Annotated in this window: 26 protein-coding genes; 15 read left to right on the forward strand and 11 right to left on the reverse strand. The window is 71.4% G+C overall.

Annotation, left to right across the window (positions count from 1 at the left end; genetic code table 11):
* Positions 1–141: 141 nt before the first annotated feature.
* Positions 142–786, reverse strand: a complete 645-nt coding sequence (locus Raf01_RS11920; RefSeq protein WP_203917859.1) for a TetR/AcrR family transcriptional regulator — start codon at positions 784–786, stop codon at positions 142–144.
* A 330-nt stretch (positions 787–1,116) separates the two neighbouring features.
* Here Raf01_RS11920 and Raf01_RS11925 point away from each other — a divergent pair, with 330 nt between their 5' ends.
* A complete protein-coding gene (locus Raf01_RS11925; protein WP_203917860.1) occupies positions 1,117–2,436 on the forward strand; it encodes a radical SAM protein in 1,320 nt (439 codons plus the stop codon).
* A gap of 184 nt (positions 2,437–2,620) precedes the next feature.
* Here Raf01_RS11925 and Raf01_RS11930 read toward each other — a convergent pair whose 3' ends face one another.
* On the reverse strand, positions 2,621–3,778 hold the full coding sequence (locus tag Raf01_RS11930; protein WP_203917861.1) for an alanine racemase: 1,158 nt from the start codon (positions 3,776–3,778) through the stop codon (positions 2,621–2,623).
* Positions 3,779–3,884: 106 nt separating this feature from the next.
* Positions 3,885–4,142 carry a DUF8847 domain-containing protein gene (locus tag Raf01_RS11935; RefSeq protein ID WP_203917862.1) on the reverse strand — a complete coding sequence of 86 codons (258 nt, stop codon included), beginning with the start codon at positions 4,140–4,142 and terminating at the stop codon, positions 3,885–3,887.
* Between the two features lie 200 nt (positions 4,143–4,342).
* On the opposite strand from Raf01_RS11935, the gene Raf01_RS11940 reads away from it, so the two are divergent.
* A complete protein-coding gene (locus tag Raf01_RS11940; RefSeq protein WP_203917863.1) occupies positions 4,343–4,828 on the forward strand; it encodes a nitroreductase/quinone reductase family protein in 486 nt (161 codons plus the stop codon).
* Between the two features lie 186 nt (positions 4,829–5,014).
* Here Raf01_RS11940 and Raf01_RS11945 read toward each other — a convergent pair whose 3' ends face one another.
* Positions 5,015–5,347, reverse strand: a complete 333-nt coding sequence (locus tag Raf01_RS11945; RefSeq protein WP_239133536.1) for a DUF167 domain-containing protein — start codon at positions 5,345–5,347, stop codon at positions 5,015–5,017.
* Between the two features lie 381 nt (positions 5,348–5,728).
* On the opposite strand from Raf01_RS11945, the gene Raf01_RS11950 reads away from it, so the two are divergent.
* The 5 genes from Raf01_RS11950 (at position 5,729) to Raf01_RS11970 (ending at position 10,866) form a co-directional block, all read left to right on the forward strand.
* Entirely contained in the window at positions 5,729–6,445 is a 717-nt protein-coding gene (locus tag Raf01_RS11950; protein WP_203917865.1) for a YcnI family copper-binding membrane protein, read from the forward strand.
* A gap of 265 nt (positions 6,446–6,710) precedes the next feature.
* A complete protein-coding gene (locus Raf01_RS11955) occupies positions 6,711–7,622 on the forward strand; it encodes a DUF929 family protein (RefSeq protein ID WP_203917866.1) in 912 nt (303 codons plus the stop codon).
* Entirely contained in the window at positions 7,609–8,097 is a 489-nt protein-coding gene (locus Raf01_RS11960) for a vitamin K epoxide reductase family protein (RefSeq protein ID WP_203917867.1), read from the forward strand. Before Raf01_RS11955 ends, Raf01_RS11960 begins: the two co-directional genes overlap by 14 nt.
* A gap of 64 nt (positions 8,098–8,161) precedes the next feature.
* Positions 8,162–8,737 (forward strand): copper resistance CopC family protein, encoded by a 576-nt coding sequence (locus tag Raf01_RS11965; RefSeq protein WP_203917868.1) that lies wholly within the window; start codon positions 8,162–8,164, stop codon positions 8,735–8,737.
* A 68-nt stretch (positions 8,738–8,805) separates the two neighbouring features.
* Positions 8,806–10,866 carry a bifunctional copper resistance protein CopD/cytochrome c oxidase assembly protein gene (locus Raf01_RS11970; RefSeq protein ID WP_239133537.1) on the forward strand — a complete coding sequence of 687 codons (2,061 nt, stop codon included), beginning with the start codon at positions 8,806–8,808 and terminating at the stop codon, positions 10,864–10,866.
* Positions 10,867–10,935: 69 nt separating this feature from the next.
* On the opposite strand, the gene Raf01_RS11975 is transcribed toward Raf01_RS11970, so the two are convergent.
* Positions 10,936–11,700 carry a zf-HC2 domain-containing protein gene (locus tag Raf01_RS11975; protein ID WP_203917870.1) on the reverse strand — a complete coding sequence of 255 codons (765 nt, stop codon included), beginning with the start codon at positions 11,698–11,700 and terminating at the stop codon, positions 10,936–10,938.
* A gap of 83 nt (positions 11,701–11,783) precedes the next feature.
* On the opposite strand from Raf01_RS11975, the gene Raf01_RS11980 reads away from it, so the two are divergent.
* Complete coding sequence (locus Raf01_RS11980) at positions 11,784–12,365, forward strand: sigma-70 family RNA polymerase sigma factor (protein WP_203917871.1); 582 nt, start codon at positions 11,784–11,786, stop codon at positions 12,363–12,365.
* A 187-nt stretch (positions 12,366–12,552) separates the two neighbouring features.
* Positions 12,553–13,863: a GlnX family signal transduction membrane protein gene (locus tag Raf01_RS11985; RefSeq protein WP_203917872.1), complete on the forward strand. Its 1,311-nt coding sequence runs from the start codon at positions 12,553–12,555 to the stop codon at positions 13,861–13,863.
* Here Raf01_RS11985 and Raf01_RS11990 read toward each other — a convergent pair.
* Entirely contained in the window at positions 13,860–14,090 is a 231-nt protein-coding gene (locus tag Raf01_RS11990; RefSeq protein ID WP_203917873.1) for a hypothetical protein, read from the reverse strand. The two genes, Raf01_RS11985 and Raf01_RS11990, sit on opposite strands and share 4 nt — an antisense overlap.
* Before the next feature lie 118 nt (positions 14,091–14,208).
* Positions 14,209–15,357 carry an inorganic phosphate transporter gene (locus Raf01_RS11995; RefSeq protein ID WP_203917874.1) on the reverse strand — a complete coding sequence of 383 codons (1,149 nt, stop codon included), beginning with the start codon at positions 15,355–15,357 and terminating at the stop codon, positions 14,209–14,211.
* Positions 15,358–15,591: 234 nt separating this feature from the next.
* Here Raf01_RS11995 and Raf01_RS12000 point away from each other — a divergent pair, with 234 nt between their 5' ends.
* A complete protein-coding gene (locus Raf01_RS12000; RefSeq protein ID WP_239133538.1) occupies positions 15,592–16,818 on the forward strand; it encodes a threonine synthase in 1,227 nt (408 codons plus the stop codon).
* Positions 16,819–16,921: 103 nt separating this feature from the next.
* On the opposite strand, the gene Raf01_RS12005 is transcribed toward Raf01_RS12000, so the two are convergent.
* Both Raf01_RS12005 and Raf01_RS12010 read right to left on the reverse strand, forming a co-directional pair.
* On the reverse strand, positions 16,922–17,644 hold the full coding sequence (locus Raf01_RS12005) for a transporter substrate-binding domain-containing protein (protein WP_203917876.1): 723 nt from the start codon (positions 17,642–17,644) through the stop codon (positions 16,922–16,924).
* Between the two features lie 118 nt (positions 17,645–17,762).
* Positions 17,763–19,769 carry a glycoside hydrolase family 44 protein gene (locus Raf01_RS12010; RefSeq protein ID WP_203917877.1) on the reverse strand — a complete coding sequence of 669 codons (2,007 nt, stop codon included), beginning with the start codon at positions 19,767–19,769 and terminating at the stop codon, positions 17,763–17,765.
* Positions 19,770–20,418: 649 nt separating this feature from the next.
* Here Raf01_RS12010 and Raf01_RS12015 point away from each other — a divergent pair.
* Positions 20,419–21,495: a pectinesterase family protein gene (locus Raf01_RS12015; RefSeq protein ID WP_203917878.1), complete on the forward strand. Its 1,077-nt coding sequence runs from the start codon at positions 20,419–20,421 to the stop codon at positions 21,493–21,495.
* 238 nt (positions 21,496–21,733) lie between these two features.
* Here Raf01_RS12015 and Raf01_RS12020 read toward each other — a convergent pair whose 3' ends face one another.
* Complete coding sequence (locus Raf01_RS12020) at positions 21,734–22,390, reverse strand: acetate uptake transporter (RefSeq protein ID WP_203917879.1); 657 nt, start codon at positions 22,388–22,390, stop codon at positions 21,734–21,736.
* Between the two features lie 303 nt (positions 22,391–22,693).
* Here Raf01_RS12020 and Raf01_RS12025 point away from each other — a divergent pair, with 303 nt between their 5' ends.
* The 4 genes from Raf01_RS12025 to Raf01_RS12040 all read left to right on the forward strand — a co-directional run bounded on the left by Raf01_RS12025 (position 22,694) and on the right by Raf01_RS12040 (position 25,370).
* A complete protein-coding gene (locus Raf01_RS12025; RefSeq protein WP_239133539.1) occupies positions 22,694–23,422 on the forward strand; it encodes a MarR family winged helix-turn-helix transcriptional regulator in 729 nt (242 codons plus the stop codon).
* On the forward strand, positions 23,419–24,267 hold the full coding sequence (locus tag Raf01_RS12030) for an ABC transporter ATP-binding protein (protein ID WP_203917880.1): 849 nt from the start codon (positions 23,419–23,421) through the stop codon (positions 24,265–24,267). Before Raf01_RS12025 ends, Raf01_RS12030 begins: the two co-directional genes overlap by 4 nt.
* Positions 24,227–25,045 (forward strand): ABC transporter permease, encoded by an 819-nt coding sequence (locus Raf01_RS12035; RefSeq protein WP_203917881.1) that lies wholly within the window; start codon positions 24,227–24,229, stop codon positions 25,043–25,045. Before Raf01_RS12030 ends, Raf01_RS12035 begins: the two co-directional genes overlap by 41 nt.
* 64 nt (positions 25,046–25,109) lie before the next feature.
* Complete coding sequence (locus Raf01_RS12040) at positions 25,110–25,370, forward strand: hypothetical protein (protein ID WP_203917882.1); 261 nt, start codon at positions 25,110–25,112, stop codon at positions 25,368–25,370.
* Positions 25,371–25,377: 7 nt separating this feature from the next.
* On the opposite strand, the gene Raf01_RS12045 is transcribed toward Raf01_RS12040, so the two are convergent.
* Entirely contained in the window at positions 25,378–26,940 is a 1,563-nt protein-coding gene (locus Raf01_RS12045; RefSeq protein WP_203917883.1) for an alpha-amylase family glycosyl hydrolase, read from the reverse strand.
* Between the last annotated feature and the right edge of the window lie 57 nt (positions 26,941–26,997).

The raw sequence follows: 26,997 nt of genomic DNA on the forward strand, positions 1-26,997 counted from the left end.
CACGGCCGCGTCCCCCACGGTCCCGTCCGTGGCATGGGGCGTCGTGCGCGTTATCTGTCCGGTCGTGCCGGGTTCGGGTCGGTCGGTCGTCGGTATGGGTCAGGCGGGCCGTCGCGGCCCGTGACTCATCGGCTTATCGGGTCATCGGCTCAGCAGGGGCAGGATGATGTCGTCCACCAGGTGACCGACGAACCGCGCGTCCACCGGTTCACCCAGGACGAAGCTGTGCATGAACATCAGACCGGGGACGATCTCCTCGATGAGATCGACGTTGTATCCGGGCCTCAGCTCCCCGCGCGCCTCCGCGCGGTCGCACATGACCTGGGCGATGGGACTCTTGGAGGAATGCAACGCCCGCATCTCGGCGGCCAATTCCGGGTCGTTGTGCATCGCCATGACGACGCCGGCGAGCAGCGGCCCCTCCTCGCCGGTGACCGCGTCAGCCATCTCGGAGAACCAGGCGATCAGGTCTCCGCGCAGGCTGCCGGTGTCCGGGGCAGCCGCGCCGCTGCCCTTGCACATCCGGATCGCGTCGACCACCAGCTGCGCCTTGCGCGGCCAGTGCCGGTACAGCGTGGCCTTGCTGGCCCGGGCCCGAGCCGCCACCTCGTCCATCCGGACACACTCGTAGCCGACCTCGGCGAGCAGGTCGTAGGTCGCTTGCAGGATGGCCCGCTCGCGCTCGCCACCCAGCCGCGACGGCCGGGACCGCTGGGCGTCCCCGGCGGCGTCGGGCGAGATGGCCGCGGCGGCCGCCTGAGTACCCGCCGTCCCCTGCGTTCCCATAATCAACCCCCTCGCCCCCGCGAAACGAAACCGTTTCGTACAGTACCAGGGCAGGTCCATGACCCGTCGTGATTTCGAGGTGACGACGCCCACAAGCGCCCAACCTCCGAGTGCGCGGCGCTCGACGGGCGGCGCTCGACGGGCGGCTGCGGCTCCGCCCGCCCGGCCGTCGGCCGCCCGGCTGCCGGTAGGCGACATCCCGGGACGAACGTGACGCAGACCGCTGCGGGGTACCCCGCCGGGCACCCGCTGCGGGACAGAGCGCACGCTTGACGATTGTCGTTCGCTCGTTCGAGTGTCGTCCGGCCAGTTCGGGATCGAGGATCAGGCATGCAGAACCGCACCACCCTTGTCGAGGACCTCATGCAGCGCTTCCCGCACGTCCCGCGGGAGGCGGTCATCAAGGAGGACCTGCTGCGCGGAGGGCTGGCGTTCGACGACTCGGCGCTGTCGGACAACGAGGACGGCGAGGTCAAGCCCAAGTCGTACTTCATCTTCTCGTTCGACCACCGGACGCTGCCGGAGTTGGGCACCGCCGCCCTGCGCCGGCCGCCGGAGGAGATCGTGCTCACCGGCGGCCCGTACGAGCTGCGCCGCACCGTGGTCTCGGTGCGGGTCAACCCGGACTCGCCGTACCACGTGAAGGCGGACTCCGACGGCGCGCTGCGGCTGTTCCTGGACGGCCGGCCGATCGCCGACGTCGGGTTGCCGCCGATGCCGGAGTACTACCGGCACAAGCTCTCCGGCGGGAAGTCGGTCATGGAGATCGCGCCGACGATCCAGTGGGGCTACCTGATCTACCTGACCGTGTTCCGGGTCTGCCAGTACTTCGGCGCCAAAGAGGAGTGCCAGTACTGCGACATCAACCACAACTGGCGCCAGCACAAGGCGGCCGGCCGGCCGTACACCGGGGTCAAGCCGGTCGACGAGGTGCTGGAGGCGATGGAGATCATCGACCGGTACGACACGTCCGGGATCTCCAAGGCGTACACGCTGACCGGCGGCAGCGTGACCTCGAAGGTCGACGGGCTGGCTGAGGCCGACTTCTACGGCCGGTACGCGGAGGCCATCGAGCAGCGCTTCCCGAACCGGTGGATCGGGAAGGTCGTCGCCCAGGCGCTGCCCAAGGCCGACGTGCAGCGGTTCCACGACTACGGGATCAAGATCTACCACCCGAACTTCGAGGTCTGGGACAAGCGCCTGTTCGAGCTGTTCTGCCCGGGCAAGGAGCGGTACGTGGGGCGCTCCGAGTGGCACCGGCGGATCCTGGACTCCGCCGAGGTCTTCGGTCCGCGCAACGTGATCCCGAACTTCGTGGCGGGCGTCGAGATGGCCAAGCCGTTCGGGTTCACGACGGTCGACGAGGCGATCGCGTCCACCGCCGAGGGCCTGGAGTACTTCATGTCCCGGGGCATCACCCCGCGGTTCACCACCTGGTGCCCGGAGCCGACCACCCCGCTCGGGAGCACCAACCCGCAGGGCGCGCCGCTGGAGTACCACATCCGGCTGCTGGAGGTGTACCGGGCGACGATGGAGGCGCACGGCCTGTCCAGCCCGCCCGGGTACGGTCCTCCCGGCGCCGGCAACGCGGTGTTCTCGGTCAGCTCGTTCATGGACAGCCTGCCCGCGAAGGTGGACTCCGCGCCCTGACCTGGGCCGTGTCTCGAAGTGCTCGGTCGAGCCGAGGCGAGGTCCAGGTGGCGGTCCGGCAAGGCGGCGTTTCGTCCGGATACCGGTGTTGTATCCGGGCGAGACGCCAACGCCGCCGGTCGTCGTCTGGACCCGCCGCAGGCCGGCCAGGTACTTCGAGACACGGCCTAACCCAGGCGGCCGGTCACCAGCCCCGTACCCGCTGCCAGACCGCCCGCACCACCGGCGAGCCGGACCCGACGACGTGGTACCGCTCGTGCTGTGCGGCGGTCGCGCAGGCGTGGTTGGGCAGGATCCGCACCCGGGTACCGATGGGAAGGTCGGGCAGCGCGGCCCGGCTTCCCGGTCGGATGGCGAGGATGCCGTGCTCCTGGCTGGCGTCGGTCATCAGCAGGTCGTCGAACGGGACACCGGCGAGGTCCGCGACCAGCCCGTACCCCTGGTCGACGCGCTGGCGGGCGGTGCCCCGGTCGCGGGACATGGCCATCCAGCCCCCGTCGGTCAGGATCCACCCCTTGTCCGGCCGGTGCCCGATCACCGTGGTCACCACGCTCAGCGCGAGATCCCCGATCCGGCACACCCCGATGCCGGCCATCACCAGATCGAAGAACACGAAGTTGCCGGCGCGTACCTCGGTCACGCCGGTCAGGTCGGCCGCGAAGTGCGCGGTCGGCGTCGATCCGACGCTGACCACGGGCGCGTCGTGACCGTCGGCCCGCAGTGTTCGGGCCACCCGCAGCGCGCACCGGCGCTCGTTCTCGGCGGCGGCGGCCAGCGCGCCGGGACCGTCGGCGAAGTAGGACTCGCCGGCGTGGGTGAGGACTCCTCGGGCCTCCGCGCCGCCGCCGGCGAGGGCGCGGGCGATCCGTACCGCGACCGGGTCGCCGGGCGGGACACCGCCCCGGTGGCCGTCGCAGTCGACCTCGATCAGTGCCGGAAGACGGATCCCGCTGGTACGCGCCGCCTCCGCGACGAACTCGGCCTGCGCCAGGCTGTCGAGCAGGACGGCGACGTCCACCCCGCGCCGGTGCAGCGCCACGACCCGGTCGAGCTTGTCCGGCGTGATGCCGACGGCGTACACGATGTCGGTGAAGCCGGCACCGGCGAACGCCTCGGCCTCGGCGAGCGTCGACACGGTGATCGGACCGGCGTGGCCGTCGAACAACAGCCGGGCCACCTCGACGGACTTGGCCGTCTTGACGTGCGGGCGCAGCGTGGCGTTCAGCCCGGCCAGGTGCCCGCGCAGGCGGGCGATGTTCGCCTCGACCTTGTCGGAGTCCAGCGCCGCGAACGGGGTGACCGGCTGGTCGAGGCTCGGGTGCGTCGGGGTGTTCGCGCTCATCGGAACCGCAGCGTAGGTGCTGCCGGTGGACGCCCGGTCCTCGGGGCCGACCAGCGATCATGCGAGCCGGCCGGGGGGGCTCAGGTCAGCACAGCGCCCCGGCTGCTCAGTGCGTGGCGTCTCTCGCCCGCTCCCGCGGGCCGAACCGCCTGACCTCCCCCGTCGCCTCGTAGTCCCACACCCGTCCGGCGTACGGGTTGCGGGCTGCCCGGCGGTACACCCGGAACTCCACCTGCTCGCGCAGGCTCTCCACCGTGTAGCCGAGTTCGTACAGGATCGGTGGGTCCTGCGGGTCCTCCACATCGATCGAGACGACGCGGCCGTTCAGCGGGCCGCCGTGCAGTTTTGCCCTGACGCTAGGCATCCATCAACTCCCCAGTTGTCCGGCCTCCAGCCTGGCGGGCGGCGCGTCCGCCGGGGGTCGGTCCGTCCCGCCGTCAGCCGGGAGAGTGCCAGTGGTCAGCCGCCAGAGTGAAAAGCCCGAGTCCGGCTCGCGTTGACGGGCACAGCGGTGGTCGTCACACTGGTGGGTGAGTACTCACTAACCACAATCTGGAGATCCGCATGACTACCGCATCCGCCCCGAGCGCGTCCGAGGCACGATCCCGGACCCCTCAGTCCCGCCTTCAACGGTTCGGCAACAGCGTCGTCCGCGTCCTGCTCCGCTCGCCGCTGCACCGAGTGCTGAGCCGACGCCTGCTCATCGTCACCGTCACCGGGCGCCGGACCGGTCGGATCTACCGGCTACCGGTGGGTTACGTCGAGCACGACGGCACTCTGCTCATCGGGGCCGGCGGCGCGTGGCGGCGCAACGTGCGGCCGGGCGAACCGGTGAGCGTGCGGCTGCGCGGGCGCAACAGGCTGGCCGACGCCGAGGTGATCACGGACGAGGAGCGGGCCGCCGACCTGTACCGGCACATCCTGCTCGGCAACCCGGTGCACGGCCGGTTCGCCCGGATCGGCATCGGACCCGACGGCACACCGGACCGCGCGGACCTGCGGCGGGCGCTGGCCCGCGGGGTCGCGGTCGTGCGCCTGGTGCCCCGCTGAGCCTCCCGGGCTGACCCGTCACGCCCCGCCTCAAGCCGGCGCGACCCGAGCCGGCGTGACGGAAGCCGGCGCGACCCGAGCCGGCGCGACCCGAGCCGGCGCGACCCGAGCCGGCGCGACCCGAGCCGGCGCGACCCGAGCCGGCGCGACGCAGGCCGGCGCGAGGCTCCCGGGCCGGCGGGAGCGTCACGCGTCGAGCAGCGCGCTGATCCGGTCGGTGAGGTCGGCGGGCGCGTCGGCGACCTCGAACAGCTTGTCCCGGCTGGTGCGGCCGGCCCGCAGCGTCACGTCGGCCGGCCGCAGGCCCAGTGCCTCCGCGACCGCGCGCAGCGCCACCTCGGTCGCCCGACCGTCCACGGCCGGGGCATTGACCGCGACCACCAGCGCCCGCCCGTACCGGCCCGGGTGACCCCCGCCGACCCGGATGTTCGCGGCACCCGGGCGCACCCGTACCGGGATCACGACCCCGCCACCGGAAGCCGCCGCCTCCCGGCCCTTTCCCGTCCCGCTCCGCGCCACGGCAGCCATTCTGCCTACCGGTCGCCGGCCCGACCGGCCAGCGACCCACCCCGCGGACGACCGACCCGGCGACCGACCGACCGGCAGGCGCCGACCGGCAGGCGCCGACCGGCGGGCGATCGACCGGCAGGCGACCGACCGGCGGGCGGCGCGACGTCCACGCCGGTCGATTCCGCGCGATGACCGACACCGGGAACTTTCCCGACGCCTCGGGCGACTATCTCTGACGGGCTGCGTCTCCGACGGGACGCACGGTGTGGCCGACTCCGCCGCGTAGCTGGCGCGCGAACGGGTGCCGCCGCCCGGCCCACCGATCCCTGGTGGCCACCCGGTACCAGCCCTCGGGACGGACCCCGGGGGAATGATCACGAAAGGACAACGATGAACCGGACACTGCGCGGTGGGCTGCTGATCGGCGCCGCCTCATTGATCGGCGTACTGGTCAGCGCCGGGGCCGCCCAGGCCCACGTCACCATCGACCCGAAACAGGCCAGCCAGGGCGGGTACACCCGGATCGCCTTCCGGGTACCCACCGAGAGCGACACCGCCTCGACCACGAAGCTCGACGTCAACCTGCCCACCGACCAGCCCATCGCCTCGGTGTCGATCGAGCCGGTCCCGGGCTGGACCGGCACCTTGATCAAGAAGAAGCTGCCCAAGCCGATCACCACCGACGACGGCGAGGTGACCGAGGCGGTGACCGAGATCACCTGGACCGCGACCTCGGCCGACACCGCGATCAAGCCCGGCCAGTTCCAGGAGTTCCCGGTCTCGCTCGGCCCGCTACCGAAGACCGGTTCGATCGCCTTCAAGGTGCTCCAGACCTACTCGGACGGCAATATCGTCCGGTGGATCGAGGTCCCGACGCCTGGCCAGGCGGAGCCGGAGAACCCGGCCCCGGTCCTGACCCTGACGACGGCCTCCAGCGACTCCGCCGCCGGAGTGACCGCCCAGCCGCCGGTGACCGCTCAGGCCGACCCGGCCGGTGGTACCTCGTCGACCGCGGCACTTGTGACCGGGATCATCGGGGCCGTATTCGGCCTGGTCGGGTTGATCCTGGGAGGGCTGGCGTACGTGAAGACTCGTAGAACCGCCTGAGCGCAGCCGGAGCCGGGGTGTGGCGGAGGCGAGCACAGGCACGACCAAACCGCCTGAGCGCAGCCGGAGCCGGGGTGTGGCGGAGGCGAGCACAGGCACGACGAAACCGCCTGAGCGGAGCCGGGCCGATCTGTGGCGAGGCGAGCACAGGCACGAATTTTGACGGGTGAGCGCTACCGTGTGGGTCGGAAGCTGGAAGCGACACCCGACCCCGGAACCGGGTCGCGAACGGCGTGGCGGTGCATGTCCAAGGAGGGCGGATCGGGTGTCGAAGAGTAGTCGGCAGGCGCAGCAGCGAGCACGGGAGGCGTTGGAGGCCCAGCGCAAAGCGGAGCGCGCCCGCCGGCAACGGTTCACGATCGCCGGTTCCGCGGTGCTCGTGGTCATCGTGGTGCTGGGGATCCTCGTCGGCGTGAAGCTGACGGGTGGCAAGCATCACGCTCCCGCGCCCGCGTCCGAGGTCGCGTCCTCCGACGTGGTGGGCCCGCTGACCACGGTTCCGGCCAGTGCCCTGGAGCAGGTCGGCATCGGCAAGGTCACCACCCTGCCCAGCATGACGACCGGCCAGCCGCTGCTCAGCGACGGCGGCAAGCCGTTGATCGTGTACGTCGGCGCCGAGTACTGCCCATACTGCGCCGCCGAGCGCTGGGCCATGGTCCAGGCGCTCAGCCGCTTCGGCACGTTCACGAACCTGGGCGAGACCCACTCGTCGTCGACCGACGTCTTCCCGAACACCGCGACGCTGACCTTCCACGGCTCCAGCTACAGCAGCCAGTTCATCGCCTTCCAGGGCGTCGAGACGGAGACCAACCAGCAGAAGGGCAACGGGTACGCGCCGCTGGACACGCCCACGTCGGCGCAGCAGGCGCTGCTGAACAAGTACAACGCGGCGCCGTTCGTCCCGTCCGAGGCGGCCGGGTCGATCCCGTTCATCGACTTCGGCAACAAGGCGCTGGTCTCCGGCGCGTCGTACAGCCCGCAGTTGCTGGCCGGCAAGACCGCCGCCCAGATCGCCGCGGCGCTGTCCAACCCGTCGGACCCGATCGCGCAGGCGGTCAACGGCACGGCGAACGCGTTCACCGCCGTGATCTGCCAGCTGACGAAGGGACAACCGGGCAACGTGTGTACCAGCTCCGCGGTGACCGCGTACCAGAGCAAGCTCCATGTCAACGACTAAGTCCACCGGGCGGCCGGCCGTACCAGAGCCGGCCGCACCGCCGCGCTGGCCGGCGTTCACGACCCTGGTGCTCACCGTGCTGGGGTTGGCGGTGTCCGTCTACCTGACCATCGAGCACTTCACGTCCTCGACCACGCTGGCCTGCCCGGAGACAGGGGTGATCAACTGTCAGAAGGTCACCACGAGCGCCGAGTCGAGCATCGTGGGCATCCCGGTGGCGCTGCTCGGCCTGATCTTCTTCGTCGTCATGCTGCCGCTGTGCGTGCCGGCCGCCTGGCGCTCACGCCGACCGGAGCTGCGCTGGGGGCGCCTCGCCTTCACGGTGATCGGCATCGGGTTCGTGTTCTACCTGGTGTATACCGAGCTGTTCACCCTGGACGCCGTCTGCCTCTGGTGCACGGCGGTCCACGTGATCACCGTGCTCCTGTTCGCGGTGGTCGCCATGGCCACGGCGAGCACGTCGACCGGTGACTGAGCCGACCGTCCGTGCCACGGCCGGTCGCGGGAACTTCCGGCGCGGCGGTACCGACTAACCAGACGTGACGATCAAGCCCGAACCACCGGTACGCCGTGCCCGGCCCGCCCTTTGGCCGGCCAGGCTCGCCGCGTCCGCCGCCGTGACTCTCGTGGCGACGCTCGCGGTGGCCTCCCCCGCCTGGGCGCACTCCCGGCTGGAGCGCACCGACCCGGCGGACGGATCCACGGTCACCGCTGCGATGTCAACGGTTACCCTGACGTTCAACGAGATGGTTCGGGGGCAGTTCACGACCGTACGGGTCACCGGCCCGGGCAAGGTCTCCTACAGCGAGGGTCATGTGCAGGTGATCGACAACGACGTGCACCAGAAGGTGTACCCACTGCACTCCGGCGCCTACACGGTGGCCTGGCGGGCGATCTCCGCGGACGGGCACCCGGTCGAGGGGCAGTTCCACTTCACCGTCGCCCTGCCGGCCGGCCAGGAACCGGTCGCCGGCCCGCCCACCGGCCCGGCCGCCGCGGCACCGGGCACCGGCTCCAACCGCCTGTGGCTGTGGGGCGGCGCGGCCGCGGTGGTCGTCGTGATCGCGGTACTCGCGGTGGCCCTGACCCGGCGGCGGGCGGTGAGCGGCCGATGAGCGTGGATCGCGGTCGGACCGCTGCGGACAGTGCGGCGGCGCCGGTGAGCCCGGCCCCAGCGGGAGCTGTGCCGGAGACGGCTGGCCCGGAGACGGGCGGCCCGGCCGGCACCCCATTGGCGGGCACCGGTCCGGCGGGCGCCGGTCCGCGCTGGTGGCTGCCGGTGGTGGTCGGCATCGCGGCCCTCGCCGTCCTGGTACTCGCGCTCGAAGGCGGCCACGGGCTCAACGCCACCACCATCACCGGGCTGCCCGACCCCGGGCGGTTCGTCGACTGGGCGCTGCCGGTGGTCACCCTCCTCATCGAGGCGCTCGGCACTCTCACCGTCGGCCTGTGCGTCGCCGCCGCGTTCCTGCTGCCCGGCAAGGAGCGGACCGTCGGCGCGCAGGGGTTCCGGATGCTGCGCCTCGCGACCGGCTTCGCGCTGGCCTGGACGGTCGCCAGCCTGGCGCTGCTCGTCCTGAGCGTCTCCGACCTGCTCGGCCAGCCGCTGTCCCAGCTCGGTCCGCGCAGCGTCTACAGCTTCGCCGTGTCCGTGTCCCAGGGCCAGGCTCTGCTGGTACAGGCCGGTATGGCGCTGGTGCTGGCGATCCTGACCCGGGTCGGATTGTCCCGGACCAACGCCGCCTGCTGCGCCGTCCTCGCGGTCGTCGCCGTACTGCCGCCCGCGTTCACCGGCCACGCCGCCGGCGCCGGCAACCACCAGATCGCGGTGACCAGCCTCGCCCTGCACGTCGGCGCCGCCGCGTTGTGGGTCGGCGGGCTGGCCGCGCTGCTGTTGATGCGGCGCAGCAGGCTGCTAGCCGCCGCGGCCGCCCGGTACAGCCGGCTGGCCCTGTTCTGCTGGGTCACGGTCGCGATCAGCGGGGTGGCCAACGCCTGGGTCCGGCTGGGTTCTTTCGACCAGCTGTGGCGCTCCAGCTACGGGGTACTGGTGATCGGCAAGCTGGCCGCGCTGGTACTGCTCGGCGGCATCGGGGCGGCACACCGGTCCGGTACGCTGCCGGCTCTGCGGGCCGGCAACCGTCGGGCGTTCTGGCGCCTGGCCGCCGGCGAGCTGGTCGTCTTCGGGGCGACGTTCGGCCTCGCGGTGGCCCTGTCCCGCAGCCCCACCCCGGTGGGGACCAACCCGGTCGACACGAATCCCGTGGTGGACATCCTCGGCTTCGGCATGCCGCCGAAGCCGACCCTGACCGCGATGATCAGCGACGTGCTGCCGGACATGTTCTTCCTGGCCGTCACCGTCGCCGGCACGCTGGCCTATCTGGTCGGGGTGTGGCGGCTGCGCCGGGCCGGGCATCGCTGGCCGGTGGCGCGCACCGCCAGCTGGATCGCCGGCATGGTCCTGCTGGCCGCGGTGACCGACCTGGGCGTGGCCCGGTACGCGTACGTGCTGTTCAGCGTGCACATGGCCCAGCACATGGTGCTGTCGATGCCGGTACCGATCCTGCTCGTCGGCGGTGCCCCGCTCACGCTGGCGCTGCGTACCCTGCGCCGGCCGGTCGACCCGGACGTGCGAGGCGCCCGGGACTGGCTGCTGATCATCCTGCACAGCCGGGTCATGAAGGTGTTCACCCACCCGCTGGTGGCCCTGGCCCTCTACGTCGCCAGCCTGTACGGGCTGTACTTCAGCGGCCTGCTCGGCACGCTGATGCGGTACCACCTCGGCCACCTGGCGATGCTCACGCACTTCGTGATCGCCGGGTACCTGCTGTTCTGGGTACTCATCGGCATCGACCCCGGGCGCCGGCAGTTCCCGCAGCCGGTGCTCGTTCTGGTCCACTTCGCCGCGATGGTCTTCCACGCGTTCTTCGGCGTCATCCTGCTCCAGTCGAACACGGTCATCTCGGCGGACTGGTACACGTCGGTCCACCCGAGCTGGGCGCCGAGCCTGCTCTCCGATCAGCGCCTCGGCGCGAGCATCGCCTGGGCGTTCGGCGAGATCCCGGCCGCGGTCGTGTTCGGCATCCTGGTGCTGCGCTGGATCCGGTCGGACGAGCGCGAACAGGCCCGGCTCGACCGGGCAGCGGACCGTGCCCAGGCCACCGGCGAGGAGGACGAGCTGGCCCGGTACAACGCGTTCCTGCAGCGGGCCGCGGAGGCCGACGCCCGGCGCGGCGGCCGCTGAACGGGTCGCGGTCGCTGAACCGGCCGCCGGCGCTGAGCGAATCGCCGTTGTTGAGCGGGCCGCCGGCGGTCAGGCCACGCCGCGGTCGCGGGCCCGCGCCTCGCGGGCGCCGGGCGCGCCGCCGCCCGGGCGCAGCTCGACCACGTTCTCCCTGGGCGGGTCCTGCCGCCACCGCGACCGGTCGCGCCGCCGGCCGGCGCCCACCGGTGGGTCCTGGTTGAGCGAGGGCCGGCACATCGCCACCACGATCGCGTACCCGACCAGGAGCAGCACGTGGCTGGCCAGCCGGCTCGCCGCCACCGTGCCGTCGATCAGGTCACCGAGGCTCATCGCGGTCAGCACGCCCACGAACGCGGTCAGCGTCGGCACCACACCGGCCGGGCGGCTGCGCCGCCACGCGATGAACAGGAACCCCGCGCCGACGGCCAGGTTCCACGCCGCGGACTCGTGCGCCAGATGGTCGAGGCTGGCGCCCTCCATCCGACCGTCGGCCATCGCGCCGGCCATCGTCGCCCCGACCATCCCCGGCCCGGCCATCTGCGCCACGCCGAGCAGCACCTGCCCGGCGCCGATCGCGCCGAGCGCCACCCGCAGCGCGGCGGCCCAGTGGGTACGGCGGCCCCGGGGTACCGCGTCGAGCACACTGTCCGGTACGCCCGGAACGGAGGCCACGGGCCCCAGCCGGGCGAGCCGGGTGACCGCCGCCGCGTCCTCGAACCACTGCCGGCACTCGGCGCATCCGGCGAGATGGGCGTCCACCAGCGGGGCCTGGTCGGCGTCCTCCTCACCGTCCAGGCGCGCCGACAGCGCCTCGCGCCACTGACCGCATCCCATAGTCGACAGGTCGCCGGGCGCGGCCCGTTGGTTCCCGGGTGCCCCGGGAAAATCCGACTAAGTAGGCAGGCTACGGTTGCGTCATGGTCGGGTCCGGGTACGACGACGAAACGATCACGAACGCCGCGCTGGCCGCGAGGGACGGCGACCGCGCGGCCGCGACCACCTTCGTCGAGCTGACCCAGCGGCACGTGCACCGGTTCCTCGGCCACCTCGCCGACGTCCGGGACGTCGAGGACCTGGCCCAGGAGACCTACCTGCGGGCGATGTCCGGGCTGCGCGGGTTCGCCGCCCGGTCCTCGGCCCGCACCTGGCTGCTGTCGATCGCCCGCCGGGTCGCGGCCGACCACGTCCGTACCGCCTCACGCAGGCCCCGCACCACGCGGCTCGACGACCGGGAGTCCGACGCCGAGACCGCCACCGCCCGGGTGGCCGGCGGCTTCGAGGACGCCGTAGTGCTCCAGCACCTGCTGGCCGGTCTCGACCGGGACCGGCGCGAGGCGTTCGTCGCGACCCAGGTGCTGGGGCTCAGTTACGCGGACGCGGCCGAGGTGTGCGACTGCCCGATCGGCACGATCCGGTCCCGGGTCGCCCGGGCCCGCGAGGATCTCGTGACCGCCCTGAACGACGACCGGGACGCCGGCCACGGCAGGACCGCGACGTAACGACCACCTTCCGCCGGCAGGACCGCGAGGTCACCGGGGTCCGGCCGGACGCGGTGCCGGGCGCCTTGACCCGACTGAATACTGTGTCGATCGTGCTCGTGATGACGACGCGATCCGCGATCGGCGACTGCTCGTGACGACGACGCAATCCGCGACCCGCAACGGCCGCGACGGAACCAAGAAACCCATGGCGACACCGGTGAGGCTGCGCCTGCTCGCCGGGTCGGCGATTCTCCTCGCGGCGGCGTTGCTCGCGGTGACCACCGCCGGCATGGTCCAGACGCGCCAGCAGGTCAGGGTCATCGGCGAGCAGGCCGCCCCGCAGGCCGCCACCGCGTCCGACCTCTACCTCGCGCTCAGCGACCTGGACTCCCAGGTGGCCCGCCTCATCATGATCGGCAACTCGGACGAACTGTCGGCCAGCCGGCTCGACGCGCTGCTCACGTACCAGCGACGCAGTGCCGAGGTGGACGCCGACCTGTCCCGGGCGCAGAACGCGGCCGTCACCGAGGCCACCCGTGCCCAGTTGGGCACGCTCGCCACCCAGCTCGCCCTGTACCGCCAGCTGGCCTGGCAGGCGCTCGCCGTCCAGGACCAGGCGACCGACCAGGCGCCGGGCCGGCCGCCGGCCGACACCCTCGGGTACTACGCCCGGGCCAACACCCTGTTGCACGCCGACCTGCTGCCCACAGCGAAGGCGCTGCGCGCGGCCAATCAGGCCACGCTGGAGCGCAGCTACGCGCGGCAGCGCACGATCGCGTGGTGGGGGGTCGGGCTCGCCGTGCTGTTCGGCACGGCCGGGGTGGTCCTGCTCGTGGCACTCCAGTGGCGGCTGACCCGGAGCTTCCGCCGTCTGGTCAATCCGGCGCTGGCCCTGGCGACGCTGGCCACCGCCGGCTTGGTCGTCTCGGCCGGCGTGGTCTTCGTGAGCGAGACTCACCGGTTGGACAGCGCGCAGCGCACCAGTTTCGCGCCGTTCCTCGCGCTGACCGCGGCGCAGGCGGTCAGCTACGACGCGGCCGGGGACACCAGCCGGTACCTCATCTCCGCCGACCCCGGCGACGTCCAGCAGGACGTGGCGACCAAGTCCCGGTGCGTGATCGACGGCGGGGCCTGCGGCCGGGGCGGCGACGACCTCACGGCCGGGCTGAACGACCTCGGGACGGCGCCGACCGGCACCGGGCCGGACGCGCTGGACCGGTGGAACGCATACCAGCGTGACCACAACCAGATCGTGGCCCTGGCCGACGGGGGCAAGCTCAGCACCGCGGTGGACCGGCTCACCGGCATCGCCCGGGGCGACGCCGCGTTCGACTTCTTCTACTACGACACCGCGGTCAGCCAGGTCACCGCCAGTCGCGAGGCCAGCTTCGAGGACGCCATCACCGGTGCACGCGGCGCGCTGTCGGGGTGGACGGTGATCCCGGCGGTCCTGATGGGCGCGGTCATGCTCCTGGTACTGGTGGGAATCCGACCCCGGCTCGCCGAATACCGTTAGTGGAACTGCGGGACGATCAGGTAGATCCCGTAGATCGCACCCGCCGCGCACAGCAGGAAGCACAGCACGGCGATCCCGAACCCGAGCGACGTCGCCTGACCCCGCTCGCGGGCCGAGCCGGCGAGAGACAGCCCGAGCACGCCGCCGGTGAAGACGATGACGGTACCGGCGCCGGCCAGCAGGCCGACGAGGAGCACCAGACCCAATGAGTGCCACGCGATGTTCATAGCCGCTCCTTTCGATTCGACCGCTCTGGCTCGGCGCGTCTGGCGCCGCGCCGCGACCCAGACCAGTCGCTGGTCAGGCCGACGTACGCACCGCGCCCCGACCCAGACCGGTCGCCGATCAGGCCGGAGTACCGGCCGGGGTGGGCGTGGGGCGCGTCTGGGTCGCTCCTGAGGAGTCGACCTCGTTGATGTTCCCGGCGTGGATCGCGTTGGGCCGGGACCGGAGGTAGATCGCGGCGGCCGCGGCGACGCCGAGCGCCGCGACCAGCACGATGCCCCAGGTGCCCGCCGAGGCGAGCCGGCCGGCCAGCGCGCCGACCACCGCCGCCGCGGGCAGCGTGAGTACCCAGGCGATGACCATCTGCCCGGCGACGCCCCAGCGCACCTCGGCCAGCCGCTTGCCCACACCGGACCCGATGACCGAGCCGGAGCACACATGGGTGGTGGACAGCGCGTAGCCCTGGTGGGACGACGCGAGGATGACCGCCGCCGCGGCCGTCTCCGCCGCGAAGCCCTGCGGCGACTCGACCTGTGTGATGCGGTGGCCGACGGTGCGGATGATGCGCCAGCCGCCGAGGTAGGTGCCGGCCGCGATGGCCAGCCCGGCGGTCACGATGACCCAGAACGGCGGCCCCGACCCGGACGGCAGTTCCTTCGCCGCGATCAGGGTCAGCGTGATGACGCCCATCGTCTTCTGAGCGTCATTCGTACCGTGCGCGAGCGACACCATCGACGCCGAGATCGCCTGGCCGGAGCGGAACCCGCGGGTCACCGTGTCCTTGCGCGCCCGGCGGGTCAGCGTGTAGACGGCGAACGTCGCGATCAGCGCGACGAAACCGGCGATCAGCGGTGAGGCCAGCGCCGGGATGATGACCTTCTCCATCACCTTGTCGAAGTGCACCGCGCCGTGGCCGGCGGCGATCCAGGTCGCTCCGATGAGCCCGCCGAACAGCGCGTGCGACGAACTGGACGGCAGACCGGCGAGCCAGGTCATCAGGTTCCACAGGATCGCGCCGATGAGCCCGCCGAACACGATCGCCGGAGTGATCTTCGCGTCGTCGACGATGCCGCCGGAAATCGTCTTGGCCACCTGTACCGACAGGAACGCTCCGACGATGTTGAGTACCGCGGACAGGCCGACCGCCACCTTTGGTCGCAGCGCGCCGGTGGCGATGGAAGTCGCCATCGCGTTCGCGGTGTCGTGAAAGCCGTTGGTGAAGTCGAACGCCAGCGCTGTGATGATGACCAGCACGACGAGCAGGGACATGGGGCCTCCTCTCGATTGCCGCCAGGCTAGGCCGCCGTCCGCAAACATCGGGCGATGGACACATGGCAATGGGGTGAACGCGGTGACGGCCGCCACAGCCGCGCCACACCGCCACGGATGCCGGGCCGCCTGCCAGAGCGATCTGGCCGCAAGGCAGACTGCACCTGACGGCTTGGGGTCGCCGCCATGCGATCACGGTGCCGTCACCGCGGGAAACCGGTCCTGGGAGGGCATGTGGCCTACTCGTTCCTGAGTCACCTGGAATGCTCGCGTACTGGCACGACCTATGACGCCGACACCGTGCAGGGGCTCAGCGCCGACAACGCTCCCCTACTGGCCCGGTACGACCTCGACGGGGTGGCCGCCACGGTCAGCCCGGCCGAGATCGCGTCCCGGCCGCCGACGCTGTGGCGCTACCACGAGGTGTTGCCGGTCCGCGACGAAGCGAACGTGATCACCATGGGTGAGGGGATGACTCCGCTGATCCCCCTGTCCACGTACGGCGCGAAGATCGGGGTGCCCGGTCTCCTGATGAAGGACGAGGGAGTCATCCCGACCGGCACGTTCAAGGCCCGGGGCGCGGCCGTGGGCGTGTCCCGCGCGGCCGAGCTGGGGGTACGCGGCATCGCCATGCCCACCAACGGCAACGCCGGTTCGGCCTGGGCCTCCTACGCCGCCCGCGCCGGACTGGCCAGCCTGATCGCGATGCCGCTGGACGCCCCGCTCATCACCCGGGTGGAGTGCGTGGTGGCCGGGGCCGAGCTGTACCTGGTCGACGGACTCATCGGAGACGCCGGCCGGCTGATCGGCGAGGCGGTCGCGGCGCGCGGAGGGTACCAGGACGTGTCCACCCTCAAGGAGCCGTACCGCATCGAAGGCAAGAAGACCATGGGGTACGAGATCGCCGAACAGCTGGGCTGGCGGATGCCCGACGTCATCTGCTATCCGGCCGGCGGCGGGGTCGGCCTGATCGGCATCTACAAGGCGTTGCTGGAGATGCGTACGCTCGGCTGGATCCCGGACCAACTCCCCCGGCTCGTCGCGGTGCAGGCCGAGGGCTGCGACCCGATCGTGCGGGCGTTCAAGTCCGGCGCGAAGACCAGCGAGCCGGTCCAGAACGCGAGCACGGTGGCGTTCGGCATCACGGTACCGAAGGCTCTGGGCGACTTCCTGGTCCTGGACGCGGTACGGGCCACCGGCGGCACCGCGGTCGCGGTCAGCGACCCGGCCCTGCTGGCCGAGCAGCATACTCTCGCGGCGCAGGAGGGCACGTTCATCTGCCCGGAGGGCGCCGCGTGCCTGGCCGCGGTGCGGCAGTTGCGGGAGTCCGGCTGGCTCGCCGAGCGCGACCGGGTACTGGTGCTCAACACCGGCGCGGGCCTCAAGTACCCGGACACCGTTCAGGTCGACGTACCCACCCTCCCCCACGACGGTCACATCCCGGCCGCACCGGCCGCCTAGGACGCGTTCCGGTCTGCCCTGTCCTCCGGTGGCTCCGGCCGCCGGAGGTTGTCCGCCCTGCCGCCCGGGGCTAACGGCCGGGCGGGCGACCGACGGGGCGGGGCTACCGACGGGGCGGGGCGACCGTCGCGTCCGGCTGGTTCGAGCGCCGGAGCGACTCGGCGACGAACCCGCCGGCCTTCAACTCCTCGATGAGGTCCGCGAGGAACGCGACGGTCTCCGGCCGGCGGCTCCTGGTCGTACCCACCGCCTGCTGGATCTGCATGAACCGCTCCGGGATCAGGCGGACCCCGGGGTGCGCCGCGACGAACGCGGTCATCGGCTGCCGGATTCCCGCCGCGGCCTCCAGCCCCTCGGCGCGAAACACGTCCACGCCCTCGTCGCCGCGCACCACCGTGGCGTGCGCGAGGGTACGGGAGAGGAACAGGTCGTACGCGGATCCGCGCTTCACGCCGATCCGTACCCCGGGGCGGTCGACGTCGGCGACGCCGGTGAGGTCCGAGTCCTCGGGTACCGCGAACACTCCCTCGATCACCACGTACGGCGCGGTGAACGCGACCTCGGCCTCCCGGGCCGGCTCGATGGCCAGGAAGCAGATGTCGGCCCGACCGGTCGCCATGGCCTCGTACGACTTGCGCGCCGCGTCGAAGCACAGGAACTCCACCGGTACGCCCAGCCGCGCGCCGATCTGACGAGCGAGGTCGACCGTGACACCGCTCGGCGCGTCCGGCGTGCCCTGGGCAAGCACCGGGTTGCCCAGGTTGATGGACGCGCGCAGGGCGCCCGTGGGCGCCAGGTCCTCGGCTACAGCGGTCGCGATCTCCACGACAGCCGAGGCTAGCGCATCTCACGGGCGCCCTGACTCACGAGCGCTGTGCCTCACGAGCGTTGTGCCTCACGAGCGTTGTGCCTCACGGGCGCCCTGACTCACGCGGGCCGCGGGGTCAACTGTGGCCGGTGCAGCCGACCGCCTGTGCCGCACCGGAGCTGCCGGTGCCCAGGAAGCCGACCGACTGGCTGCCGCCGGGCGGGATCGAGCCGTTCCACGCCGTGTTGGTCACGCTGACCGTGCCGCCGGTCTGGGTCCAGGTGCCGTTCCACAGCTGCGTGACCTTCTGCCCGTTGGCGTACGTCCAGGTCGCGGACCAGCCGGTGAACGGCGTGGTGCCGGTGTTCTTCACGGTCACCTGGCCCTGGAAGCCGCCCGGCCACTGACCCGTCGTCTGGTACGTGGCCGTGCAGCCGGTGGATCCGCCGCCGGTACCGCCCGGGCCGACCACCACCTCAGTGATCGAGTTCGCCGGGAACGTGCCGGTGTACAGGTACAACGGGGGCTGCCCGTACGCGACCGGTGCGGCGATGAGGCGCTGGTCGGGCTGGCGGGTGATGGCGGTCAGGTTCGCCGGGGCGTACTGGTACACCTTCGCGGTGGGGACCAGCGACCGGCCCCGGATCGAGACCTGGCTGGTCAGGTCGTTACCGGTCTTGTTGATGATCATGAGGGTGGTGTTGCCGTCGCTCGTCCGGTCGGCCGCGTACACGGCCAGTTGCCCCTGGTCGGCGCTGGTCGCCTGGACGCCGGTGTCGCCGAACGCGCCGCCGTTGCCGTCGTAGTTGAGGTACATCCGGAACGCGTACGCGCCCGGCTGGCTCGCGGTCGGCGGGGACCACAGGGTGGCCAGGTCCAGCCCCTCACGGCCGAAGATGCCCAGCACGTCGGCCTGCGCCAGGGCGCCGTTCATGGTGTCCAGGGCGCCCCAGTTGTACTCGGTGATCGCGGTCTTGGTGCCCGGGTAGTTCGCCGCCACGAGCTGCTTCATGCGCGGGATCAGCTGGGTCGCGGTGTTGATCCAGCTTTCGTCCACATAGGACGGATCCCACAGGTTGCGGGTGGAGCGCAACCGCAGCGCGTTGGTGGCCGGGTCGCTGTCGTTGCCGAACGCGACCCCGGTCTCCTGCGGGTACCAGTGGTTGTCGTAGTAGTCCAGGATCCGCACCCCGTGCGCCTGCTGGTACGCCTTCATCTGCCCGAGGTACCAGGCGCCGAAGTCCACCCCGCCGTGCGCCGCCTTGTCCGGCGGGTTGCTCCAGCACGACCCGCCCTGGATGTTGCAGGTCTGCTGGTCGGCTCCGGACAGGGTCAGCGAGTTCCAGCCCCAGCCGACCGGTCCCAGGGTCGCGGCACCGGGGTCTGCCGCCTTCACCGCCGCGGCGATGCTTTCCGTCGAGTCGCGCATCTCGTCGTACCCGGCGCCGTTCGGGTGCACGTCCCGGTGCGTCTGGAACCAGATGTCCGGCTCGTTGTCCAGGTTGTAGAACTTCACGCCGCCGTTCGCCGCCGTTCCGTACGTGCCGGTCAGGTGGTGGATCCAGTCGGTGACGTAGGCGGCGCCGGCCGGAGCGCTGGTGTCGGCCGGATCGTTGCCGGTGATCGGGGTGCCGTCCGACTTGATGCCGTTGCCACAGTCCGGTCGCCACTGGTCGGTCTGTTGCTGCGGCCCGTACTTGGTCACGCTGAACCCGCACGAGTAGTCGCGGGCCTTCGGCACCCAACCGATGAGCGGAACGGTGAGGATCGAGTCGGTACCGGTCCGGCGGTCCTGGTCGACGAACGTGTCGGTCTCCGAACCGTCCGGCAGGCCGGCCGGGTCGGCGTTGCCCGGTACGTTCTCGAAAAACCAGTCGGAGCCGCGGTTGGTCTCGTCCAGCGCGTAGTTGTACCGGGTCGTGGCGTTGCCGCCCCACCGGCGTACCGGCAGGCGCAGCGCGGCGGCCAGGTCCTCGTCGGCGAAGTTCATCCCGTAGATGTCCCGGCTGATGGCGTGCCGGCCCGCGGTGACGTCGACCGCGAGCGCCGGCCCGTTCGCCGCGCCGGCCGCGACCGGCGAGGCCACCAGCACGGTCGCGACGACCAGCGGTAGCCCGGCGAGAAACACAGTAGTACGACGCATGGACTGTCCCCTTCTGGGAGAGCGTGTGCTCGGGGTCGGGACCGGGCGCCCGGTCCCGACCCGAACGCGCCCGTGACCGTGCCTGCCCTACCGGCCGCGCGGCCCCGTCGACTCACCGCTGCTCACGTATCCATCGGACGCGCCGACGGACAGTGCGGCGGAAGCGCTCCCAAGAGGCTGGAACGGACGCTAGCCAAGGAATCCAAGTGTGTCAATAGCGGTGTCGCTCGGCCCAGCTTTCCGTTTTTCTCAGCCCCACACCTCGTGGGCGGTCTCCACGATCAGGCGTAGCTTCGCCACCTGCTCCTCGTGGCTGAGCACGACCCGCACTCTCCGTCGTCCACAGCGGACGGATGGCTCGGCGGCGGGTACCTCTCGTCGACGCTTTGCTCTGCTTACCCCCGCGCAACACTCGAACGCCGTTTGTGTTGCGTGGAGGTAAGCAGAGCAAAGGCGGTCGCGAAGACCTAGGCGGCGGCGACCGCGGCGCGGCCCGGTGAAGCGCGACAGGTTGACAGCAGTCGATGAGCGGGCTAGGTTCCTGAGAGTTGGAAAGCGCTTTCCATCTCCGGAGCACACGCCCACCCCGCCCAGGCGACCCGCCCCGATTCCCCCGAGGTCAGCCATGAACCCGCGAACCGCCACACGCATGCGCCCGCTCCGCCCCGGCTCCACCACCCTGGCCGGCATCGCGCTGGCCGCCCTGGCCGGCCTCGGCCTGGCCACGCTCCCGGCCGGGGTGGCCCAGGCCGCCTGTCACCGGTCGTCAACCGTCGTCGTCGCCGGAAACGGCAGCGGCGACTTCACCAGCGTGCAGGCCGCCGTCGACGCGGCACCGTCTGGCAACACCCACCGGTACACCATCAGGATCAGACCGGGCACGTACAAGGAACTCGTCACCATCCCGGCGGACAAGCCGTACCTGTCGTTCGTCGGCACCGGCCGCCGGGCCAGCGACGTCGTCATCACGTACGACAACGCCAACGGCACGCCCAAGCCTGGCGGCGGCACGTACGGCACCTCGGGCAGCGCCTCGGTGACCATCGACGGCAACGACTTCACCGCGCGGAACCTCACGTTCTCCAACTCGTTCGACGAAGCCGCACATCCGGAGATCACCAGCCAGCAGGCGGTCGCCGTGCTCACCCACGCCGACCGGCTGGTGTTCGACAACGTCCGGTTCCTCGGGAACCAGGACACCCTCTACGTGAACAGCCCGGCCGCCACCACCGTGTCCCGGGCGTACTTCCGCTCCTGCTATGTCGAGGGCGACGTGGACTTCATCTTCGGCCGGGGCACCGCGGTGTTCGACCACTGCCACGTCAACTCGCTGGACCGTGGATCGGCGACCAACAACGGGTACGTCACGGCGGCGTCGACCGACATCAGCAACCCGTACGGGTTCCTGTTCTACCGCTGTACGTTGACGAGCGCGGCGGCCGCCGGGACTGTATACCTCGGCCGCCCGTGGCACCCGAGCGGCGATCCGAACGCGCTCGGCCAGGTGGTGTACCGGGAGTCGACGCTCGGCGCGCAGATCCAGAGCGCTCCCTGGACGGACATGTCCGGGTTCTCCTGGAAGGACGCGCGGTTCGCCGAGTACCGGGACCGGGGTCCGGGTGCGGCGGTGAGCACCGACCGGCCGCAGCTGACCGACGCGCAGGCGGCCACCTACACCCCCCGCCGATACCTCGCCGGCACCGACGGCTGGAACCCGATCCACTGACGCCACCCCCGGCGACGTTGACCCGGCCTGCGTCCCGGCGACGTGACCCCGGCCGGCGTCTCTAACCGGCCGGCGTCTCACCGGATGGGCGCCGCCCGATCGGGGCGTGGGGCATCCGCACCCGATCGGGCGGCGCCCGGCGGACCGGTCGAGGGGTAGAGCCGGCCCGCCCGCGGTGATGCCGTGCCGGTGATGCGCCACCGGTAGGCGGCACGGCGGCGCATCACCGGTGCCGGAGTCAGCGGGTACCGGTCAGTGCGGCACCGGTCCGGCCGAGCGACCCGTTGCCGAGCCGCATCGGCGAGCCGACCCTCAGCACCGCGTTGCCGGTCATGCCGTTGATGACTCCGGCCGCGGACGTGTACCAGGCACACGCCGCCGTCAGTACGCCGATGTACCCACCGACGTGCAGGATCTGTTCGTTGCCCGAGAAGTTCGCGACGACCAGGACGATCTCGGTGATCTGCAGGGTCAGGAAGACCGCCGCCACCGCTCCGTTGACCTGGGTGCTCCACAGCAGCATGTACAGGTTGAAGATGGCGAACGCCAGCAGGATCCACGCCTCGTCGTTGCTCACCTGTGCCGCGCTGGCCTTCGGCGCCACCAGCAGCGCGTAGAGCCCGAGGCCGATCCAGAAGCCGCCGTACGTGGCGAACGCGGTGGACCCGAACACGTTGCGGTTGCGGAACTCCCACATGCCGGCCAGCAATTGGCACAGCCCGCCGTACGCGAACGCGTAGCCGAGCCACGCGTCGGTGCCGTGCGTCCAGCCCGCGTTCTTCGCCGAGAGCAGGAAGGTGGTCAGTGCGAACGCGGCCAGCCCGAGTGGTGCCGGGTCGGCGATGCCGGTCACAGCGGGCGGTGTGGATTCGGGGGTGCTGAGTTCATCGGTCATGTGACGGTCTCCTCGTCCGGTAGGGCTACGTAGGGCTACCTGACAGGGCGTCGGTGCGGGCGGCGCGGTACGTCGCGGGCAGGGGCGCCGGACGGGACCGGCGCCCCTGCCACCAGCAGCGCCGGCCAGCGGCCCTCCAGCCGGCATCAGCCGGCACCGGACCACCTCGGATCTAGCGTCTTATGCACAATTAAGCAACTAATATCACGCGTGACCATCGATGTCACCTGTGGCAGTGGAGATCGCGGGACGGCCGGATTGCCTGATTAGTAGAAGCCTCTGTGTCAGAGGTATCGTGGCAACGTGATCAACCCGGAGCCCGTCGACCCGGCGCCCATGGACCCGCCGCCCGTCGATCCGGCGGCCATCGACCCGGAACCGGTCGACTCAGAGCCCGCCGACCCGGCACCCATCGACCCGGAGCCCGGGCCCGGCAGCGACCCACTCGCCGAGGAGTTGCTGGCCACTCTCGGCCTGGTGCGCCGGCACCTGCGCCGGCTGGTCGGGCGGCCGTGGCCGCAGTCCCCGATGACCGGGTCGCAGTCCGAACTCATCCGGCTGGTGCGCCACAACCCGGGCATCTCGGTCGCCGAGGCCGCGGCCGAGCTGGGTCTGGCCGCCAACACGGTGTCCACACTGGTACGCCAGCTCACCGAGCTGGACCTGTTGCGCCGCTCGCCGGACGAACACGATCGCCGGATCGCCCGGCTGAGCCTGACCGCGCCGGCCCAGCGGCAGGCCGAGGCGCGGCGCGACCGCAGAATCGCCCGCGTCTCGCAGGTACTCGACCGGCTCGACCGCGCGGACCTCGATGCACTGCGCGCGGCCCTGCCGACCCTGAACGCCATCGCCGAACACCTCCGCCCCACCCAGACCCAGGCGGCGCCGGGCTCGGGCCGCAACGACCGGACCGGGGGCGTGGAGAGCAGCAACTCGGACAACAGCAACGCGGGGAACGGAAGCGAAGAGAACGACCGCGCACAGAACGACGGCGCAGAGAACGACCGCGCACAGAACCTGGAGAACGCATGAGTGATGTCATCGAGGAACGCGTGGAGACCGCCGCGCCGGAGCCCGAGGCAGCCGTACAGGTCACCGGACTGACCCACCGGTTCGGCGACCACGTGGCCGTCGACAATCTGGACCTGACCGTACGCAAGGGCGCGAGCTTCGGCCTGCTCGGACCCAACGGCGCCGGCAAGACCACCACCCTGCGGGTGCTGAACACGCTGTACCCGCCGCAGGCCGGCTCGGTGCGCATCTTCGGGTTGGACGTGCGTACCCAGGCCATGGCGGTGCGCCGCATGCTCGGCTACGTACCCCAGCAGCTGTCCATCGAGGGGGCGCTGACCGGGCGGGAGAACGTCACCTGGTTCGCCCGGCTGTTCGACGTACCCCGCCGGGAACGCGCCGAACGGGTCGCCGAGGTACTGGCGATCGTCGAGCTCACCGAGGCGGCGGATCGGCTCGCCGGCACCTACTCGGGTGGCATGGTGCGCCGGTTGGAACTGGCCCAGGCCCTGGTCAACCGGCCGGCGCTACTCGTCCTCGACGAGCCGACGGTCGGTCTCGACCCGGTCGCCCGGGACTCGGTGTGGGCCCGGGTGCAGGACATGCAGCGCCGGTACGGGATGACCGTGTTGCTGACCACGCACTACATGGAGGAGGCCGACGCGCTGTGTGACCAGGTCGTCCTCATGCACCACGGCACGCTGCGCGCGTCCGGTACGCCGGACGAGCTGAAGAACGCGCTGGGGCCGGACGCCAGCCTCGAAGACGTTTTCCGCCACTACACCGGCGAGAGCCTGGTGTCGCCTGAGAAGGGAGGGCTGCGCGATGTCCGCAGTACCCGCCGCACCGCCTCGCGCATGGGCTGAGCCCCGGTACCGCAGCGTCACCCGGCTGTTTTCCCGGATCGTCACGTTCTGCCTGGTCGAGCTGCAGAAGCTCAGGCACGACCGGAGCGAACTGATCACCCGCGCGATCCAGCCGATCCTCTGGTTGGTCATCTTCGGCGAGACGTTCACCCGGATCCGCGCGATCCCCACCGGCAACGTTCCCTACCTGGACTACCTCGCCCCGGGCGTCATCGCGCAGTCGGCGCTGTTCATCTCCATCTTCTACGGCATCCAGATTATCTGGGAGCGCGACGCCGGCATCCTCACCAAGCTGCTCGTGACGCCGACCCCGCGCAGCGCGCTGGTGGCCGGCAAGGCGTTCGCCGCGGGCGTCCGTACCATCGCGCAGACCATCGTCGTGCTCGTGGTCGCCGCGTTGCTCGGCGTCGGCCTGACCTGGAATCCGCTGAAACTGCTGGCGGTCCTGGTCGTCGTCGTGCTCGGTTCGGCGTTCTTCTCCTGCCTGTCCATGACCATCGCCGGGCTGGTGCTGCGCCGGGAGCGGTTGATGGGCATCGGCCAGGCGATCACCATGCCGCTGTTCTTCGCGAGCAACGCGCTCTATCCGGTCAACGTGATGCCGGTGTGGTTGCGCGCGATCAGCCACTGCAACCCGCTCACCTATGAGGTTGCCGCCCTGCGCGGGCTGCTCATCGGGCAGGCCACCACGTACTGGCTGGACTTCGTGGTGCTCGTCGCGGCCGCGGTCGCCGGCATCTGCGCCGCCGCCGCGCTGCTGGGTCGCCTCGCCCGCTGACCACCGCTTCCGTACCGCATGCGGGCATGAGGCGCGGTGTTGCGGCTTACGGCACAATGGGCGCGTGACCCAGTGGGAGTACGCACGGCTTGAATACCGGTCGACCGGCAGCACGGGCACCGACAAATACCTGGACTGGAGGGCCACCTTTCACTACCCGGGCGGCGCCCAGTCGTGGGGCACCGACGAGAGCTTCAACGACATACCCCATCTCAACCGTGCCGGCGCCGACGGTTGGCAGGTCTACGACCGCGCCGCGATGCTGATCGGCCAGCCGCAGCGGCTGTACGCGCTCACCTACTCGATGAAACGCCCGGTCACCTGAGCCATCGTCAGGGCCCGGTGCGGTAGACGGCGTAGCCGAAGCCCGGCACCTCCAGCTGCCGCTCGACGTATGCCGCCGAGCCGAGCAGGAGCGTGCCGGGCGGCATGGTCAGCGGCGCGGACGCGGGGGTGGCCCGCGGATTGACCGCTACCAGAAACTCGCCGCCGCGCCGGTACACGAACGGGTAGCCGGCGTTCAGCACCTCGGTCGTGCCGCGGCTGCCGAGAGTGCGGTTGCTCCGCCGCAGCGCGATCAGGTCGCGGATCAGCCGCAGCAGGGAGCCGGGGTCCGCGCGCTGCGCTGCGACGGTGGGGCGGTCCGGGTCGGGGTCGATCGGCAGGTACAGCTGGTCCGCGGGCGCGGTCGAGAATCCGGCGTTCGCCGAGTCGTCCCACTGCATCGGGGTCCGGCAGCCGGCCCGGTTGTAGCTCGGGTTGCGCCGGCTGCCCTCCTTGTCCGGCAGGCCCGTCACGAACCGCATGCCGATCTCGTCCCCGTAGTAGATCGCCGGCAGCGTCGGCCAGGTCAGCAGGAACGTGAAAGCGGCGTGCATCTGCCTGCCGGTACGCACGCCGGCGGCCAGCCGGGGGAAGTCGTGGTTGGCCGACGGCAGCGCGGCGAACCCGTTGCCCGCGACCACCTCGTCGGCCGTGGACCACTCGGCCAGGAACTCGCGCAGCGACCCCTCCCCCGACTCGTGGAAGAACGGCGTGCCCGCCGGCCAGTCCGGCCGGGTCACCGCGCCGTTGTCCCACAGCGACCGGAACCCGCGGCCGGTGCAGTGAAGGAAGAAGTCGACGTGGAAGCCGCTGGGCACCGACAGCCCGGGGTCGCCCCACTCGGCGATCAGCACCGCACCCGGGTGACTGGCGTCGAGCCAGCCGCGCATCTCGTGCCACAGCCTGGCGGTCTCCGCCGAGTTCGGATCGTCCTTCACCAGCGAGCTGGCCATGTCGACCCGGAAGCCGGCGATACCGACCGGCATCCAGTAGTCGACGATCTCGCGCAACGCCCGCCGGTTGGTCGCCGGCCCCGGCGCGTCGACCGGCTGGCGCCACGGCTCACGGGGATCGGGGCGGGCGAAGCCGAAGTTGAGCGCGGGCTGGATCGGGTAGTAACTCTTCAGGTACGCGCCGGGGCGGCTGCCCGGCGAGGGGATGTAGTCCTCGACCGGAGCCGGCGCCCAGATGTACCGGTGGTCGGTCGGGTCGTCGATCGCCGTCCGGAACCACGGGTGCTGGTCGGAGGTGTGGCCGGCGACTAGGTCCAGGAGCACCCGGATGCCCCGCGCCCGGGCCGCGTCGACGAGCCGGACCAGGTCGTCGCGGGTACCGTAGCGTGGCGCGATCGCCCGGTAGTCGCTGACGTCGTACCCGGCGTCGCGGAACGGCGAGACGAAGCAGGAGGCCAGCCACACGACGTCGACGCCGAGCCAACTGAGGTAGTCGAGGCGGGCTTCGGCGCCGGCGAGGTCGCCGATCCCGTCGCCGTTGCCGTCGGCGAAGCTCGGCGGATAGATCTCGTACAAGACGGTGTCGGTCAGCCACTCCGGCGGTCGGTTCCCGGGCATGTGCCGACACTATAGCCAGTGCGGCGCCCGGTCGGCCCGTCTCGCCGGACACGTCCA

The sequence above is a fragment of the Rugosimonospora africana genome (assembly GCF_016862975.1).
Lineage (GTDB): Bacteria > Actinomycetota > Actinomycetes > Mycobacteriales > Micromonosporaceae > Rugosimonospora > Rugosimonospora africana.